This window comes from Enterobacter sp. BWH52, assembly GCF_001037565.1.
Classification (GTDB): domain Bacteria; phylum Pseudomonadota; class Gammaproteobacteria; order Enterobacterales; family Enterobacteriaceae; genus Enterobacter; species Enterobacter hormaechei_C.
The window spans coordinates 3887748-3903095 of sequence record NZ_KQ089854.1 but is presented as its reverse complement, the minus strand read 5'-3'; the positions used below and the strand labels follow the sequence as shown (position 1 = coordinate 3903095).

The 15348-nt window shown below is 56.3% G+C and carries 15 protein-coding genes; 8 read left to right on the top strand and 7 right to left on the bottom strand.

The window, feature by feature from the left end; translation table 11 throughout:
* The first annotated feature begins 57 nt into the window (after positions 1 to 57).
* On the top strand, positions 58 to 1470 hold the full coding sequence (gene ftsP, locus SK47_RS18390) for a cell division protein FtsP (protein WP_003862496.1): 1413 nt from the start codon (positions 58 to 60) through the stop codon (positions 1468 to 1470).
* A 130-nt stretch (positions 1471 to 1600) separates the two neighbouring features.
* The gene (locus tag SK47_RS18385) at positions 1601 to 3775 is read left to right on the top strand and encodes a YgiQ family radical SAM protein (protein ID WP_023323746.1); all 2175 of its coding nucleotides are present in this window, start codon (positions 1601 to 1603) and stop codon (positions 3773 to 3775) included.
* A gap of 86 nt (positions 3776 to 3861) precedes the next feature.
* Here SK47_RS18385 and dkgA read toward each other — a convergent pair whose 3' ends face one another.
* Together dkgA and yqhD are read right to left on the bottom strand one after the other, a co-directional pair.
* Complete coding sequence (dkgA, locus tag SK47_RS18380) at positions 3862 to 4689, bottom strand: 2,5-didehydrogluconate reductase DkgA (RefSeq protein WP_003862493.1); 828 nt, start codon at positions 4687 to 4689, stop codon at positions 3862 to 3864.
* Positions 4690 to 4794: 105 nt separating this feature from the next.
* The gene (gene yqhD / locus SK47_RS18375) at positions 4795 to 5958 is read right to left on the bottom strand and encodes an alcohol dehydrogenase (RefSeq protein ID WP_023323745.1); all 1164 of its coding nucleotides are present in this window, start codon (positions 5956 to 5958) and stop codon (positions 4795 to 4797) included.
* A 195-nt stretch (positions 5959 to 6153) separates the two neighbouring features.
* Here yqhD and SK47_RS18370 point away from each other — a divergent pair, with 195 nt between their 5' ends.
* Positions 6154 to 7053, top strand: coding sequence for an AraC family transcriptional regulator (locus SK47_RS18370; protein ID WP_048244907.1), 900 nt, complete (start codon positions 6154 to 6156; stop codon positions 7051 to 7053).
* A 43-nt stretch (positions 7054 to 7096) separates the two neighbouring features.
* Here the strand turns inward: SK47_RS18370 and yghB are convergent, their stop codons facing one another.
* Together yghB and metC are read right to left on the bottom strand one after the other, a co-directional pair.
* Positions 7097 to 7756 carry a DedA family general envelope maintenance protein YghB gene (gene yghB / locus SK47_RS18365; RefSeq protein WP_003862486.1) on the bottom strand — a complete coding sequence of 220 codons (660 nt, stop codon included), beginning with the start codon at positions 7754 to 7756 and terminating at the stop codon, positions 7097 to 7099.
* Positions 7757 to 7898: 142 nt separating this feature from the next.
* Positions 7899 to 9086 (bottom strand): cystathionine beta-lyase, encoded by a 1188-nt coding sequence (metC, locus tag SK47_RS18360; RefSeq protein ID WP_003862484.1) that lies wholly within the window; start codon positions 9084 to 9086, stop codon positions 7899 to 7901.
* 251 nt (positions 9087 to 9337) lie between these two features.
* On the opposite strand from metC, the gene exbB reads away from it, so the two are divergent.
* On the top strand, positions 9338 to 10069 hold the full coding sequence (exbB, locus tag SK47_RS18355) for a tol-pal system-associated acyl-CoA thioesterase (RefSeq protein WP_003862482.1): 732 nt from the start codon (positions 9338 to 9340) through the stop codon (positions 10067 to 10069).
* 4 nt (positions 10070 to 10073) lie between these two features.
* A complete protein-coding gene (gene exbD / locus SK47_RS18350) occupies positions 10074 to 10499 on the top strand; it encodes a TonB system transport protein ExbD (RefSeq protein ID WP_001251472.1) in 426 nt (141 codons plus the stop codon).
* 80 nt (positions 10500 to 10579) lie between these two features.
* Here exbD and SK47_RS18345 read toward each other — a convergent pair whose 3' ends face one another.
* Positions 10580 to 11005 (bottom strand): hypothetical protein, encoded by a 426-nt coding sequence (locus SK47_RS18345; protein WP_003862479.1) that lies wholly within the window; start codon positions 11003 to 11005, stop codon positions 10580 to 10582.
* A 1-nt stretch (position 11006) separates the two neighbouring features.
* On the bottom strand, positions 11007 to 11411 hold the full coding sequence (locus SK47_RS18340) for a hypothetical protein (protein ID WP_045335726.1): 405 nt from the start codon (positions 11409 to 11411) through the stop codon (positions 11007 to 11009).
* Between the two features lie 102 nt (positions 11412 to 11513).
* Between SK47_RS18340 and SK47_RS18335 the strand changes: the two genes are divergently transcribed.
* A complete protein-coding gene (locus tag SK47_RS18335; RefSeq protein WP_003862475.1) occupies positions 11514 to 12017 on the top strand; it encodes an ESA_00282 family adhesion-associated protein in 504 nt (167 codons plus the stop codon).
* A gap of 43 nt (positions 12018 to 12060) precedes the next feature.
* On the top strand, positions 12061 to 12549 hold the full coding sequence (locus tag SK47_RS18330; protein WP_003862473.1) for a TIGR00645 family protein: 489 nt from the start codon (positions 12061 to 12063) through the stop codon (positions 12547 to 12549).
* Positions 12550 to 12607: 58 nt separating this feature from the next.
* Here the strand turns inward: SK47_RS18330 and SK47_RS18325 are convergent, their stop codons facing one another.
* A complete protein-coding gene (locus SK47_RS18325) occupies positions 12608 to 13648 on the bottom strand; it encodes an aldo/keto reductase (RefSeq protein WP_003862471.1) in 1041 nt (346 codons plus the stop codon).
* A 152-nt stretch (positions 13649 to 13800) separates the two neighbouring features.
* Here SK47_RS18325 and SK47_RS18320 point away from each other — a divergent pair, with 152 nt between their 5' ends.
* Positions 13801 to 15348 (top strand): methyl-accepting chemotaxis protein, encoded by a 1548-nt coding sequence (locus tag SK47_RS18320; RefSeq protein ID WP_048244905.1) that lies wholly within the window; start codon positions 13801 to 13803, stop codon positions 15346 to 15348.

Genomic DNA, 15348 nt, shown 5'->3' with positions numbered 1-15348 from the left:
GTGTCGTGTAAGGGAAAACGAATTCCCGCGTTGTTAGTCGTTTCAGATGGAGCTTATATGTCACTCAGTCGGCGTCAGTTTATTCAGGCTTCGGGTATCGCCCTTTGTGCGGGTGCGATACCGCGGACAGCCAGCGCCGCCGGGCAGCAACAGCCGCTGCCTATTCCGCCGTTGATTGAATCCCGTCGCGGGCAGCCGCTATTCCTCACGCTTCAGCGTAGCCACTGGTCCTTTACCCAGGGAACGCGCGCGCAGGTATGGGGCATTAACGGACGCTACCTCGGGCCGACCATTCGCGTGTGGAATGGCGATGACGTTAAGCTCATCTACAGTAACCGTACGACGGAAAATGTCGCGATGACCGTCAGTGGTTTGCAGGTGCCGGGGCCGCTGATTGGCGGCGCGGCACGCATGATGTCGCCGAATGCCGACTGGGCGCCCGTCCTCCCGATTCGTCAGAGCGCGGCGACATTGTGGTATCACGCCAATACCCCGAACCGCACCGCCCAGCAGGTCTACAACGGCCTGGCCGGAATGTGGCTGATTGAAGATGAGGTCAGTAAAACGCTGCCGATCCCGAATCACTACGGCGTCGATGATTTCCCGATCATTATTCAGGATAAGCGACTGGATAACTTTGGTACCCCGGAGTACAGCGAGCCGGGCAGCGGTGGCTTTGTGGGCGATACGCTGCTGGTTAACGGCGCGCAAAGCCCGTATGTCGAAGTGTCTCGTGGCTGGGTGCGCCTGCGTCTGCTGAATGCCTCTAACTCGCGCCGCTACCAGTTGCAGATGAGCGACGGCCGCGCGCTGCACGTGATTTCAGGCGATCAGGGGTTATTACCTGCGCCGGTGTCGGTGAAGCAGCTGGCGCTGGCGCCAGGCGAACGTCGTGAAATCCTCGTGGATATGACCAACGGGGATGAAGTGTCCGTGACCTGCGGCGAAGCGGCAAGCATTGTTGACCGTATTCGCGGCTTCTTTGAACCGTCGAGCGTGCTGGTCTCCACGCTGGTGCTGACGCTGCGCCCGACCGGCCTGTTGCCGCTGGTGACCGACAGCCTGCCGATGCGCCTGCTGCCGCAGGAAATTGTGACCGGCCCGGCAGTACGCAGTCGCGATATCAGCCTTGGCGACGATCCGGGCATCAACGGCGCGCTGTGGGACGTAAACCGTATTGATATCACCGCCCAGCAGGGAACCTGGGAGCGCTGGACCGTCCGCTCGGAGATGCCGCAGTCGTTCCATATTGAAGGGGTGTCATTCCTGATCCGCAACGTCAACGGGGCGATGCCGTTCCCGGAAGACAGGGGCTGGAAAGATACCGTCTGGGTGGATGGCCAGGTCGAACTGCTCGTCTACTACGGCCAGCCTTCCTGGCCGCACTTCCCGTTCCTGTTCCACAGCCAGACCCTGGAGATGATGGACAGGGGATCGGTAGGGCAGATGCTGGTGAATCCGGCACCGTAAAACACTTTCTCCCTCTCCCTGTGGGAGAGGGTTGGGGTGAGGGCAACAGCCCGCACAATACCCCTTCATTTCCCCCGGTAAACCAGCGTATAATCCCGCTCCTTTTGTCTATTTTTTCTTCGGAAGCATTATGAGCGCTATTTCCCTGATCCAGCCGGATCGCGACCTCTTCTCCTGGCCCCAGTACTGGGCAGCCTGCTTTGGACCGGCGCCGTTCCTGCCGATGTCCCGGGAAGAGATGGATCAACTGGGCTGGGACAGCTGCGATATCATTCTGGTGACGGGCGATGCGTATGTCGATCACCCGAGCTTTGGCATGGCGATCTGCGGCCGTATGCTTGAAGCCCAGGGCTTCCGCGTGGGGATCATCTCCCAGCCTGACTGGAACAGCAAAGACGACTTTATGCGTCTGGGCAAGCCGAACCTGTTCTTCGGCGTGACCGCAGGCAACATGGACTCGATGATCAACCGCTATACCGCCGACCGTAAGCTGCGCCATGACGACGCTTATACGGCTGACAACGTGGCGGGTAAACGTCCCGACCGCGCGACCCTCGTCTACACCCAGCGATGCAAAGAAGCATGGAAAGACGTGCCGGTGATCCTGGGCGGCATCGAAGCGAGCCTGCGCCGTACCGCACACTATGACTACTGGTCCGACACCGTGCGCCGTTCGGTGCTGGTGGATTCGAAAGCCGACATGCTGATCTTCGGTAACGGTGAGCGTCCGCTGGTAGAGGTGGCACACCGTCTGGCGCAGGGCGAAGCGGTCAGCGAGATCCGCGACGTGCGCAACACCGCGATCATGGTGAAAGAGGCGCTGCCGGGCTGGAGCGGGGTGGATTCCCGCATTATCGATATGCCGGGCAAAATCGATCCTATCCCGCATCCGTACGGTGACGATTTGCCGTGCGCGGATAACAAACCGGTTGAGCCGAAAAAAGCGGAAGCAAAGGCCGTGGTGGTGCAGCCGCCGCGTCCGAAGCCGTGGGAAAAAACCTATGTGCTGCTGCCGTCCTACGAAAAAGTAAAAAGCGATAAAGTACTCTACGCCCACGCGTCGCGCATCTTACACCATGAAACCAACCCCGGCTGCGCGCGAGCGCTGATGCAAAAGCACGGCGAGCGCTATATCTGGGTTAACCCGCCGGCGATCCCGCTCTCTACCGAAGAGATGGACAGCGTGTTTGCTCTGCCGTACAAGCGTGTACCGCATCCGTCATATGGCAGCAGCCGCATTCCGGCGTACGAGATGATTCGTTTCTCGATCAACATCATGCGCGGCTGCTTCGGCGGGTGCTCCTTCTGTTCGATCACCGAACACGAAGGCCGTATTATTCAGAGCCGTTCCGAAGAGTCGATTGTTAACGAGATCGAAGCCATTCGCGACACCGTGCCGGGCTTTACCGGTGTGATCTCCGATCTGGGTGGTCCAACGGCCAACATGTACATGCTGCGCTGTAAATCGCCGCGCGCCGAGCAGACCTGCCGTCGTCTCTCCTGCGTCTATCCGAGCATTTGCGAGCATATGGACACCAACCACGAGCCGACGATCAACCTTTACCGTCGCGCCCGTGACCTGAAAGGCATCAAGAAGATCCTGATCGCCTCCGGCGTGCGTTACGACATCGCTGTGGAAGATCCGCGCTACATTAAAGAGCTGGCGACGCACCACGTGGGCGGGTATCTGAAGATCGCCCCGGAGCACACCGAAGAAGGCCCGCTGTCCAAAATGATGAAGCCGGGCATGGGCAGCTACGACCGCTTTAAACAGCTCTTCGACACCTACTCAAAACAGGCGGGGAAAGAGCAGTATCTGATCCCATACTTCATCTCCGCACACCCCGGCACCCGTGATGAAGACATGGTGAATCTGGCGCTGTGGCTGAAGCAGCGTCGATTCCGTCTGGATCAGGTGCAGAACTTCTACCCGTCGCCGCTCGCCAACTCGACGACCATGTATTACACCGGCAAAAACCCGCTGAGTAAGATTGGTTATAAGAGCGAAGACGTGGTGGTGCCGAAAGGGGATAAACAGCGCCGTCTGCATAAAGCGCTGCTGCGCTATCACGATCCGAAAAACTGGCCGCTGATCCGTCAGGCGCTGGAAGAGATGGGGAAAAAGCACCTGATCGGCTCGCGTCGTGATTGCCTGGTGCCTGCGCCAACGCTGGAAGAGATGCGCGAAGCGCGCCGCCAGAACCGCAACACGCGCCCGGCGCTGACCAAACATACCCCGATTGCGCATCAGCGTTCGAATGGTGTTGCGGGAACGAAGAAGAACGTAAAACGTAAGACCGGTTAAACCTGTAACAATACCCGGTGGCGCTGCGCTTACCGGGTCTACAGGTCTAACCCTCTCCCCTCCGGGGAGAGGGCAGGGTGAGGGGATTACCCGCCAAACTGATCCGGGTCCGGCCCAAGCCGCTTGCCCTGATCCAGCTTCGCAATTTCACCCAGCTCGTCTTTATCCAGGCGGAAATCCCAGACGTCGAAGTTCTCGGCGATACGCGATGGCGTGACCGATTTCGGGATCACCACCAGACCGCTATCCAGATGCCAGCGAATGACGATCTGCGCCGGGGTTTTACCGTACTTATCCGCCAGTTCACGGATGATTTTCTGGTCAAACACCCCTTCGCCGCCCTGGGCCAGCGGGCTCCAGGATTCAGTCTGGATCTTGTGCGTGGCGTTCCATGAATGAAGCTGGCGCTGCTGCATCAGCGGGTGCAGCTCAATCTGGTTAATCACCGGCGCGACGCCCGTTTCATCAATCAGGCGTTGCAGATGATGAACCTGGAAATTACAGACGCCGATGCTTTTTATCAGCCCCTCTTTTTGCAGTTCAATCATCCCTTTCCAGGCATCAACGTAATGGTCGATAGCCGGTACCGGCCAGTGCATGAGATAAAGATCGACGAAATCGAGCTGGAGTTTCTCCAGACTCTCCTGCAACGCTTCGCGGGGACGCTTTTGATCGTCGTTCCACAGCTTGGTGGTGATGAAAAGCTCATCCCGGGGAACGCCGGCGCTGGCAAGCGCTTTTCCCACGCCGTCCTCGTTTTTATAGGCGGCGGCGGTATCGATGGACCGATAGCCGACTTCCAGGGCTTTATGAATGGCGGAGACGACCTCGTCGTTACCGGCTTTCCATACACCTAGCCCCAGCTGGGGCATCACGTTGCCGTCCTGTAGCTTGATTACGGTTTGGTTTGCCATTTTTCCTCCTTCAGGTGCTCATCGCCGGAGGGAACCTCCGACGATGTGATGTGCATTAAGTCTGGACGAAATGTCAAAAAACGAAAGTCAGGATCCTAAAAACGCTTAGCGTGCCGCTTCGTAAATACGACGGCTGACGTCAAGGGTGATGTCGCCATGCTCGCCGATCTGCGTCATACCGTGTGCTTCCAGTTTCGCCAGCAGGGCAGGGATGGAGCTGCCGTCCAGGCCGTAGCCAGAGAGACGCGTTGGCACGCCCAGGCTTTCAAAGAAGTGACGGGTGGCTTCAATCGCGGCATCGATACGCGCATCGTCGGAACCGTCGGTGATGTTCCACACGCGTTCGGCGTACTGGAGCAGTTTGGCGCGTTTAGCGTCACGTTTTTCGTTCCACAGCGCAGGCAGAACCACCGCCAGCGTCTGGGCGTGATCCAGGCCGTGCATCGCCGTCAGCTCGTGGCCGAGCATGTGGGTAGCCCAGTCTTGCGGCACGCCTGCGCCGATCAGGCCGTTCAGCGCCTGGGTGGCTGCCCACATCACGTTGGCACGCACGTCGTAGTTTTCAGGCTCTTTCAGCGCTTTCGGACCTTCTTCAATCAGCGTCAGCAGAATGCCTTCCGCGAAACGATCCTGAATTTTGGCGTTTACCGGGTAAGTAACGTACTGCTCAACGGTGTGAACAAAGGCGTCGACCACGCCGTTCGCCACCTGACGCGCAGGCAGGGTATAGGTGTAAACCGGATCGAGGATCGCGAACACGGGCTGAACGTGTTCGTTCATAAAGGCCTGCTTGTCACCGGTGGTTTTACGGGAGATGACCGCGCCTTTGTTGGACTCTGATCCGGTGGCCGGCAGCGTCAGCACGGAGCCCATCGGGATCGCACTGCTGATGTCGCTGCCGCCCGTTTCCAGAATATGCCACGGGTCGATGCCGTCAGCGTAATGGGCCGCCGCCGCGATGAATTTGGTGCCGTCCAGCACGGAACCGCCGCCCACCGCCAGCAGGAAGGTGATCTGCTCGTCGCGGGCGATTTTTACCGCGTTCATCAGCGTTTCATAAGACGGGTTAGGCTCGATACCGCCGAACTCGCGCACGTCCAGACCTTCCAGAGCGCTGTACACCTGATCCAGTACGCCGGTTTTTTTCACGCTGCCGCCGCCGTAGGTAATCAGGACGCGGGCGTCCGTCGGGATTTGCGCGCGCAGGTCAGCGATAGCGTTTTTACCAAACAGAATGCGGGTTGGGGTATGAAGATTAAAGTTGTTCATGGCTTGTTCCCTGTAGTGGGTAAAAAATCGTGGTGGCGCAGAAGGCAACCTGATGCTGCTCATTGTGGCGGGCAGGCGCTATCCTCTCAATGCACATTCCTGCCGATGTCTTGCCCATTTCTACAGCGCGCTGGAGAAACGGTAAGAAAATGCGCACACTGTCAGCGTCGGAAACCGTACCCGGAGTAACTGAAAATGAACCGTGATGCCATCTGCCGCCAGCTAACGTCGCAGATTAAAACACTGATTGATAACGGAAATAATTCGGCTGAGCTGTTGCCGGATATTCGATTGCTGTACGGTACCCAGCCCGGGACGCGCACCCCGGTGATGTATCAGCCCGGCATCGTGTTTCTCTTTTCTGGCCATAAGATTGGCTATATCAATGAGCGCGTGTTCCGTTACGACACCAATGAATATCTGCTTCTGACAGTACCTTTACCCTTCGAATGTGAAACTTTCGCGACAGAGGAGGTGCCGCTGGCCGGGATCCGCGTCAACGTCGACATCCTCCAGTTGCAGGAGCTGCTGATGGATATTGGGGAGGACGAACTTTTCCGGCCGTCGATGGCGGCAAGCGGTATCAACTCCGCGACCCTATCGGAGGAAATTCTCTGCGCGATTGAACGCCTGTTAGACGTGATGGAAAGGCCGCTAGATGCGCGTATTCTCGGAAAGCAGATTATCCGCGAAATTCTTTACCATGTGCTGCTCGGGCCGGGCGGCGGGGCGCTGCTGGCGCTGGTAAGCCGCCAGACGCACTTTAGCCTGATTAGCCGCGTGCTCAAGCGCATTGAGAGCCAGTACACGGAAAACCTCAGCGTTGACCAGCTGGCGGCGGAAGCCAATATGAGCGTCTCGGCGTTTCACCATAACTTTAAATCCGTCACCAGCACGTCGCCGTTGCAGTACCTCAAAACCTACCGTCTACATAAGGCGCGGATGCTGATGATCCACGATGGCATGAAGGCCAGCGCCGCGGCGATGCGGGTTGGGTATGAAAGCGCGTCGCAGTTTAGTCGGGAGTTTAAGCGCTACTTCGGCGTCACGCCGGGGGAAGATGCGTCGCGCATCAGAACGATGCAGGGCGCTTAGGCTTTTGATTCTCTCCCCGCGGGAAGAGAATCAGGATGGGGTATCAGGCGCTGCAATACTTCTTCTTAATCACCACCGCGATTGTGCCGACCAGGCCCGCAACCAGCAGGAAGATCGGCAGCACCATCAGGAACGTCATCACCTGGTCTTCATGGCGCTTAACAAACGGGATCATATTCAGCGCGTAGCCGAGCGTGGTGACCACGCCCACCCAGAGCAGAGCGCTCAGCCAGTTGAAGAACTGGAAGCGGCGGTTAGGGAGGCCTGAAATACCCGCCATGGTAGGCAACAGGGTGCGAACAAACGCCAGAAAACGCCCGGCAAGTAACGCCAGCAGGCCGTGGCGGTCAAACATGCAGGTGGCGCGCTGGTGATATTTATGCGGCAGCTGTGCCAGCCAGCCTTTCACCACGCGGGTGTTTCCAAGCCAGCGCCCTTGCAGGTAGCTCAGCCAACAGCCGAGACTGGCCGCAGAAGTGAGGATCACCATTGTCGGTGCGAAGTCCATCACGCCCTTGCCGATTAACGCCCCTGCGAGCAGGAGCAGGCTGTCGCCGGGTAAAAATGAGGCTGGCAGTAGTCCATTTTCCAGAAACAGCGTCGCGAACATCACGAAATAGACAATCCCGACGACATGCGGGTCCGCCAGCGCGGCAAAATCGTGTTGCCAGAGCGCCGTGATGATATTTTGAATAACAGCCATGGACTTTCCTGTGGAACAGCAGATATAACGCTATTGTACTCCCAATTTTGCCTGTCGGGGTTGATCGCAGGCGCATCTCATACAGACTTTTCTGCTTGCGGTGTTCAGAATTGCGTCCGGGGAGTACATTTCAGTCAGCACTCTACACGATGCGCTCAAATCCTGCCGATAAATCCGCAATTAAATCGTCCACATTTTCCAGCCCGATATGCAGGCGGATTAAGGTCCCTTCGAAGTCCACCTCGCCGCCCGGGCGCAGGGCCGCAATCTGCTCCGGCTGGTTGGGCAGGATCAGCGATTCAAACCCACCCCATGAATAGGCCATGCTGAAGAGGGTAAAGTTATCCAGATAGCTTGCCAGTTCGGCGTCATTCAGGCGCTTTTTAAGTACAAATGAGAACAACCCGCTGCTGCCCGTAAAGTCACGTTGCCAGTATTCATGGCCTTTGCTGCCCGGCAGCGCCGGATGGTTAACGCGCTCCACCTGCGGATGCAGCGCCAGCCACTGTGCAATTTGCAGGCTGCTTTCGTGATGCTGACGCAGACGCACGCCGAGCGTACGGATGCCCCGGCTGGTCATGTAGGCGGTATCGGCATCCACCATCTGGCCCATCAGGTAGGCGTTTTCACGCAATTGATCCCAGCAGCGGGCGTTAGACACCGCCGTACCGATCATGCCGTCGGAATGGCCAATCAGGTATTTGGTCGCCGCCTGAATGGAGATATCGATGTCAAATTCCAGGGCTTTAAACAGCACACCTGCCGCCCAGGTGTTGTCGATCATGATGATCGCTTCCGGCGCTATGCTGCGCACCGCCTTCACGATGGCCGGGACGTCATGCACTTCCATGGTGATGGAACCGGGAGATTCCAGGAACACAACGCGCGTGTTGGGCTGAATAAGCCCGGCAATACCGGCCCCAATCAGCGGATCGAACCAGCTGGTGGTGACGCCGAGCTTGCTGAGTATTTTGGTGCAGAAGTCCTGGCTTGGCTCGTAAGCGGTATTGGTCATCAGGACGTGGTCACCCTGTTCCACAAACGCCAGAATGGTATTGGCGACCGCCGCCGCGCCGCACGGGAACAGCGCGCAGCCCGCGCCGCCCTCCAGTTCGCACATGGCTTCCTGCAACGAGAAATGGGTTAACGTGCCACGACGACCGTAAAACAGCCCGCCCTTCGCGCGATTACGCGTAGCGATTTTTTTATCTTCAACGGTATCAAACACCAGCGAGGAGGCGCGCTGGATCACGCTGTTGACCGAGCCCTGCGTGTATTTCTTACTGCGTCCTGCCTGCACCAGCGTGGTCTCAAGCTGCTTTTTAGTCATGTTCGCTAACCCTATTTTTATACGTCTGGACGTCCAGACTACCACGATTGTCAGAATGTGCATCCGGATGCTTATCGAATAAGCAGAAAATATTATCAAAAATTCGCATAAGAAATTTTTACTGCGTAAGCGCAAGGAAAGTGAGCGAAAATTACGGCACTATGTAAATACTAATGAGAACTACTATCAATTCGACGACGTTTTGATATTATTACGTTCAGATTTTGTGATTTGCGTCCTGGAGATACAGAGTGGGTAATAATTTGATGCAGACGGATCTCTCCGTTTGGGGCATGTATCAACATGCTGACATCGTAGTTAAGATTGTGATGATCGGCCTGATTCTGGCGTCCGTGATCACCTGGGCTATCTTCTTCAGCAAGAGCGCCGAACTTCTTTCACAAAAACGCCGCCTCAAGCGTGAGCAGAAGCAGCTGGCGGAAGCCCGCTCTCTGGATCAGGCTTCTGATATCACCTCATCCTTCCATGCGAAAAGCCTGACTACCCTGTTAGTGAACGAAGCGCAGAACGAGCTGGAACTCTCCGCAGGCAGTGAAGATAACGAAGGCATTAAAGAGCGTACCGGCTTCCGTCTGGAGCGTCGCGTTGCGGCCGTGGGTCGTCATATGGGCCGCGGTAACGGCTACCTGGCGACTATCGGCGCTATCTCCCCGTTCGTCGGCCTGTTCGGTACCGTCTGGGGCATCATGAACAGCTTTATCGGTATCGCCCAGACGCAGACCACTAACCTTGCGGTCGTCGCGCCGGGTATCGCAGAAGCGCTGCTGGCAACGGCTATCGGTCTGGTTGCCGCTATCCCGGCGGTTGTTATCTATAACATCTTCGCGCGCATGATTGGCAGTTACAAAGCCACACTGGGTGACGTTGCCGCGCAGGTTCTGCTGCTGCAAAGCCGCGATCTGGACCTGAACGCCAGCGCCGTTAAACCGGTTCATGCGGCGTCCAAACTGCGCGTAGGTTGATTGTATGGCAATGCGTCTTAATGAAAATCTGGACGATAACGGTGAAATGCATGAGATCAACGTGACGCCGTTTATCGACGTCATGCTGGTTCTGCTGATTATCTTTATGGTTGCCGCACCGCTGGCGACGGTGGATGTGAAGGTGAATCTGCCTGCGTCCTCCAGCCAGCCGCAGCCGCGTCCGGAAAAGCCTATCTACCTGTCCGTGAAGGCCGATAAGTCCATGTTCCTGGGCAACGATCCGGTAACGGATGCCTCGGTTATTCCGGCGCTGGACCAGCTCACCGGCGGCAAGAAAGACACCACCGTCTTCTTCCGCGCGGATAAAACCGTTGATTATGAAACCATGATGAAGGTAATGGACACGCTGCATCAGGCGGGATACCTGAAGATTGGTCTGGTCGGCGAAGAGAAAGCGGCCGCGAAGTAAAACGAAGGCTCTTGCAGCCTTGCCTGCCGGGTGGCGGCGTCGCATTACCCGGCCTGCATTCCGCAACAATCATTGTTGTCTCACTCTGAAGGCGCCGTCGGCGCCTCTTCATCAAGCGCCACACAGGTCACGTTTGATGTACGGTAATTGCCTTCCGAGAGTTTACGGGTCAGGCGCAGGGTGGCTGTCTCGCGTGCCAGCAGGTACTGATAGTTCGCCTCCAGTCGCCCGAGGATCTTCTCTTTAAGCTCAGGACGCTGTTCAATAATGGCGTTCATCACCGCGCCGTATATCTCCTCCTTGGCCTGCAAGGCGTAAATCTCCCGACGGTTCTGCCATTTCAGGCGTACCAGCGTGGCCGGAATCGAAACCAAATCCTGCGTAATTCGCGTCATCTCGTCATTTTTTATCTTTTTCAGGGCGTCGAGATTCTGCTTTAAGATAAATTCATCGCTTTTTTTATCATCTAAAGTCAAATAAACGTTATTACCGCTATCATCATTCACGTTAATCTTCCCCCAGGTTATAAAAAATGGGATTGTTTTTTTCACGCGTAATTAAATTAAGCCAAATTTCATTGCCGGCTTCATTTATTTGCTGCGTTTTCTCGACCATTATTTGACTTAGCGTCTGGGCGTCTATTTCCCCTTCGGCCTGTAAATCATTCAGCAGATGAACTAAGGCTTCAATCTTGATCGCGCGAAATAAACGCTCTTTTAAATGGCGATCGTGCTCTTCCAGCACCATATTACGGGATTTGCCAGTGCGTGAAACACCAATTAATATGTCGGCTTCATAGTCGGAGAGTTTTCTTTTTCCTTGAGTGAAATTCGCCTCTTTATCTGCTTCCGTCGAAGGCTGTTCCACAGGCGTAATGTGGTACTTTGCCGGGACAAGATTGTCGGGCAGCATTTTAATTTCCTTTAATTTCAAAAGGGTGGGGTTGGAAAAAGGGTGAGATTTGTTGACAATATCATGAGGCAATTTTAAAATCAAAAAAAATGGAGCCTACCCATGAACAGCATTTTCTTCACGGTCATAACGTTACTATTACTGACCGCTGGCGTGCTTTTATTGATGCAAGAGTTCAATAAAACGAAAGTGTCAAAAGACGTCAGTGAACCGCCGCAGCCTGAATTGATGTCGAAAGAGGAGGGGGAAGATCATTTCTCCGTATTGATGAACGCCGTGACACCGGTCTGGTACTGGCGAGTAAATCACGAATATATCGATTTCCTCCATGCGACAATTAAGCGAATGAAAATGGCCGAAATTAATGATACGCCCGGCCTGTTCGACGCGCAGCGCCGCTGTAGCGACCTTAATTCGGCGGTTTATAAATATTACGACAATATCAAAAAGCGCTGTCTGAATGGCGAGAAGGTGTCGTACTCCGATTTAGATGTATTAAATCTGCGCCAGTGTTTTCGCGAGTTTAGCCTGGAAGCCTACCCGGAACTGGTCGCGCTGGTCTGGCCGGAGTATGCGCGTCCGGATGTAGATCCCAACGAGGTATAGTTGAGATATACTCAGCGCTGGTTTCGTTTGCAGACAGGATTTTATGGAACGCTTCTTTGAAAACGCAATGTATGCCTCTCGCTGGCTGCTCGCACCCGTCTATTTTGGTCTCTCCCTGGCGCTGGTCGCCCTGACGATTAAGTTCTTTCAGGAGATATTCCACGTCCTGCCAAACATTTTCTCCGTGGCAGAAGCCGATTTGATTCTGGTTCTACTGTCGCTGGTAGATATGACGTTGGTGGGAGGATTACTGGTGATGGTGATGTTCTCCGGTTATGAGAATTTCGTCTCTCAGCTTGATATCGCCGAGCACAAAGAAAAGCTCAGCTGGCTGGGGAAAATGGACGCCTCATCGCTGAAGAATAAAGTCGCGGCGTCGATTGTTGCAATTTCGTCGATTCACCTGTTACGCGTCTTTATGGACGCGAAAAACGTCCCGGATAATAAGCTGATGTGGTATGTGATTATCCACCTGACGTTTGTGCTGTCGGCGTTTGTGATGGGGTATCTGGATAAGATCAGTAAGAAATAAATTCACCACGCCCCCTCTCCCTGTGGGAGAGGGGGCGTGGTAAGGGCAGCAGGCCGCACTATTTATCCGACGACGCCTGCCACAAATTCAGCTCACCATCCGCAACGTGCTGGTCAATCCGCATCAGTTCATCTTCGCTAAAGCGCAGGTTATTCAGCGCCTGAACGTTCTCTTCCAGCTGCTCCGGGCGGCTCGCGCCAATCAGTACCGACGTTACACGCTCATCTTTCAACAACCAGCTTAGCGCCATCTGCGCCATCGTCTGCCCGCGCGCGTGCGCCATCTCGTTCAGCAGACGAAGGCTGCTCAGGTTGGCTTCCGTCAGCATTTTCTCCGTCAGGCCGCGCACTTTTTTCCCTTCGCGCTGCATACGTGAACCGTCCGGAATGCCGTTCAGGTATTTTCCGGTGAGCAGGCCCTGTGCCAGCGGGGTAAAGGCGATACAGCCCGTTCCGTTTTTCTCCAGCGCGTCCAGCAGGCCGGTCTTGTCGACCCAGCGGTTAAGCAGGTTGTAAGACGGCTGGTGGATCAAAAGCGGGATCTTCCACTCGCGCAGCAATTCGGTCATCGCCGCCGTGCGTTCCGTGGAGTAAGACGAAATGCCGACATACAGCGCTTTTCCGCTCTGCACCGCGTGTGCCAGCGCGGCGGCGGTCTCTTCCATCGGCGTGTTTTCGTCTACGCGGTGAGAATAGAAAATATCCACATACTCCACACCCATGCGGTTCAGGCTCTGGTCGAGGCTGGCGAGCAGGTACTTACGTGAACCGCCCGAACCATACGGTCCTGGCCACATGTCGTAGCCCGCTTTGGTGGAGATGATCAGCTCGTCACGATACCCGGCAAAATCCTCCCGCAGCAGACGGCCAAAATTCTCTTCAGCGCTGCCCGGAGGGGGGCCGTAGTTGTTGGCAAGATCAAAGTGGGTAATGCCGAGATCGAAGGCCTTACGCAGCAGCGCGCGCTGGGAATCGAGCGGCTGAACGTGACCGAAGCTGTGCCACAGGCCCAGCGACAGTGCCGGTAAGCGCAGGCCGCTTTTGCCGCAGTATCGGTACTGCATGTTTTCGTATCGGCCGGTGTAAGGGTGCCAGGACATGATGTCTCCTTTCTTGTCGGTGAATTTTCGAAACAACGTTTTCATTCTATGCCGACTCGATAACGAAAAAAGTATATTTTCTACAGTATCTGCCGATAACGAGGGGAGTACTCGCCTCTGGGCGAATTCACCCTCACGGCAAGGAATACTCAATGAAGATGCTTCGTAATTTCACCATCCGTTTCGTCATGCTGACGATACTGGGGATCTTTTGTGTCATGTGGGCAGGCGTGGGGCTTTACAGCACCTGGTCTCTGTCTCGTGTTTCTGATGGTAATGACGTTGACCGCCAGCTGGTCCGGCAAATGACGGTGCTGAGCCAGGGCAACGATCAGTATTTCCGTTTCGTCACCCGGCTGAGCCGGGCAATGGAAGTTAAAGCTGCGGGCGGCACGCCGGACCTGGCTCCTGCTCAGCAGGCGCTGGCTAACATGAGTAAAAAGCTGGCAGAGATGAAAGCTATCTCCCCGGGCCCGATGGATGAAAAGGTGTCTGCGCAGGTGATTTCCACCTGGCAGGCGCTGCTCGATCAGGGCGTTACACCGCAGATGGCGCAGGCGAAGCAGGCGACGCTCGAAGGCTATCGTCAGCATGCCAACAACGTCACGCCGCCGCTAAGCCGTGCATTCGGGTCAGCGGCTGAGAACTTTAACAATACCGCGGCGAAGGCGCTCGACAGCACGCGCGTGGTGGTCGACGGCCTCACCAGCATGACCCGGACGGTAATTATCACCGCCACGATCGTGGGTCTGCTGATCCTGCTGTTCACCGACCGCTACCTGGTGGCGATACTGGTAAAACCGCTGGATCGTATCCGTCAGCAGTTCCGCCAGATTGCGCAGGGCGACCTCAGCCAGCCGATTGAATCTTTGGGCCGCAACTGCGTGGGGCAACTGGTACCGCTGCTGAGTGCAATGCAGGACAGCCTGCGGGAGGCGGTCAGCACGATTCGTTCCGGCAGCGAGAATATCTGGCGCGGGGCAACGGAGATCTCCAGCGGGAATAACGATCTTTCTTCGCGTACCGAAGAGCAGGCCGCCGCGCTGGAAGAGACCGCGGCCAGCATGGAGCAGCTTACCGCAACGGTGAAGCTGAATGCCGAAAGCGCGCGCCAGGCCAGCCAGCTTGCGGATGTCGCCTCCAGCACGGCCAGCCGCGGCGGGTCGCTGGTGGAAGATGTGGTTACGACCATGAGCGGCATTTCGGACAGCTCGAAAAAAATCGCTGAAATCACCACCGTTATCAACAGCATCGCTTTCCAGACTAATATTCTGGCGCTGAACGCCGCGGTGGAAGCCGCCCGGGCCGGGGAGCAGGGGCGAGGCTTTGCGGTCGTGGCGGGTGAGGTACGTAATCTGGCCAGCCGCAGCGCGAATGCGGCCAAAGAGATCGAAGGGCTGATTGCGGATTCCGTTGCCCGCGTGGAGCAGGGGGCGCAGCTGGTGAACGATACCGGCACCACGATGGAAGCAATCCTGCGCGACGTGACGGAAGTGACCGTCATTATGAAGCAGATCGCCACCGCGTCAGAGGAGCAGAGCAAAGGAATTTCTCAGGTCGGCGTTGCCATCACGCAGATGGACGGCGTGACCCAGCAGAACGCCTCGCTGGTGGAGCAGGTTTCCGCCGCCGCCGCCGCACTGGAACGGCAGACCGAAGAACTCCAGCGCTCAGTGCAGAAATTCCGTCTCACCGCGTAA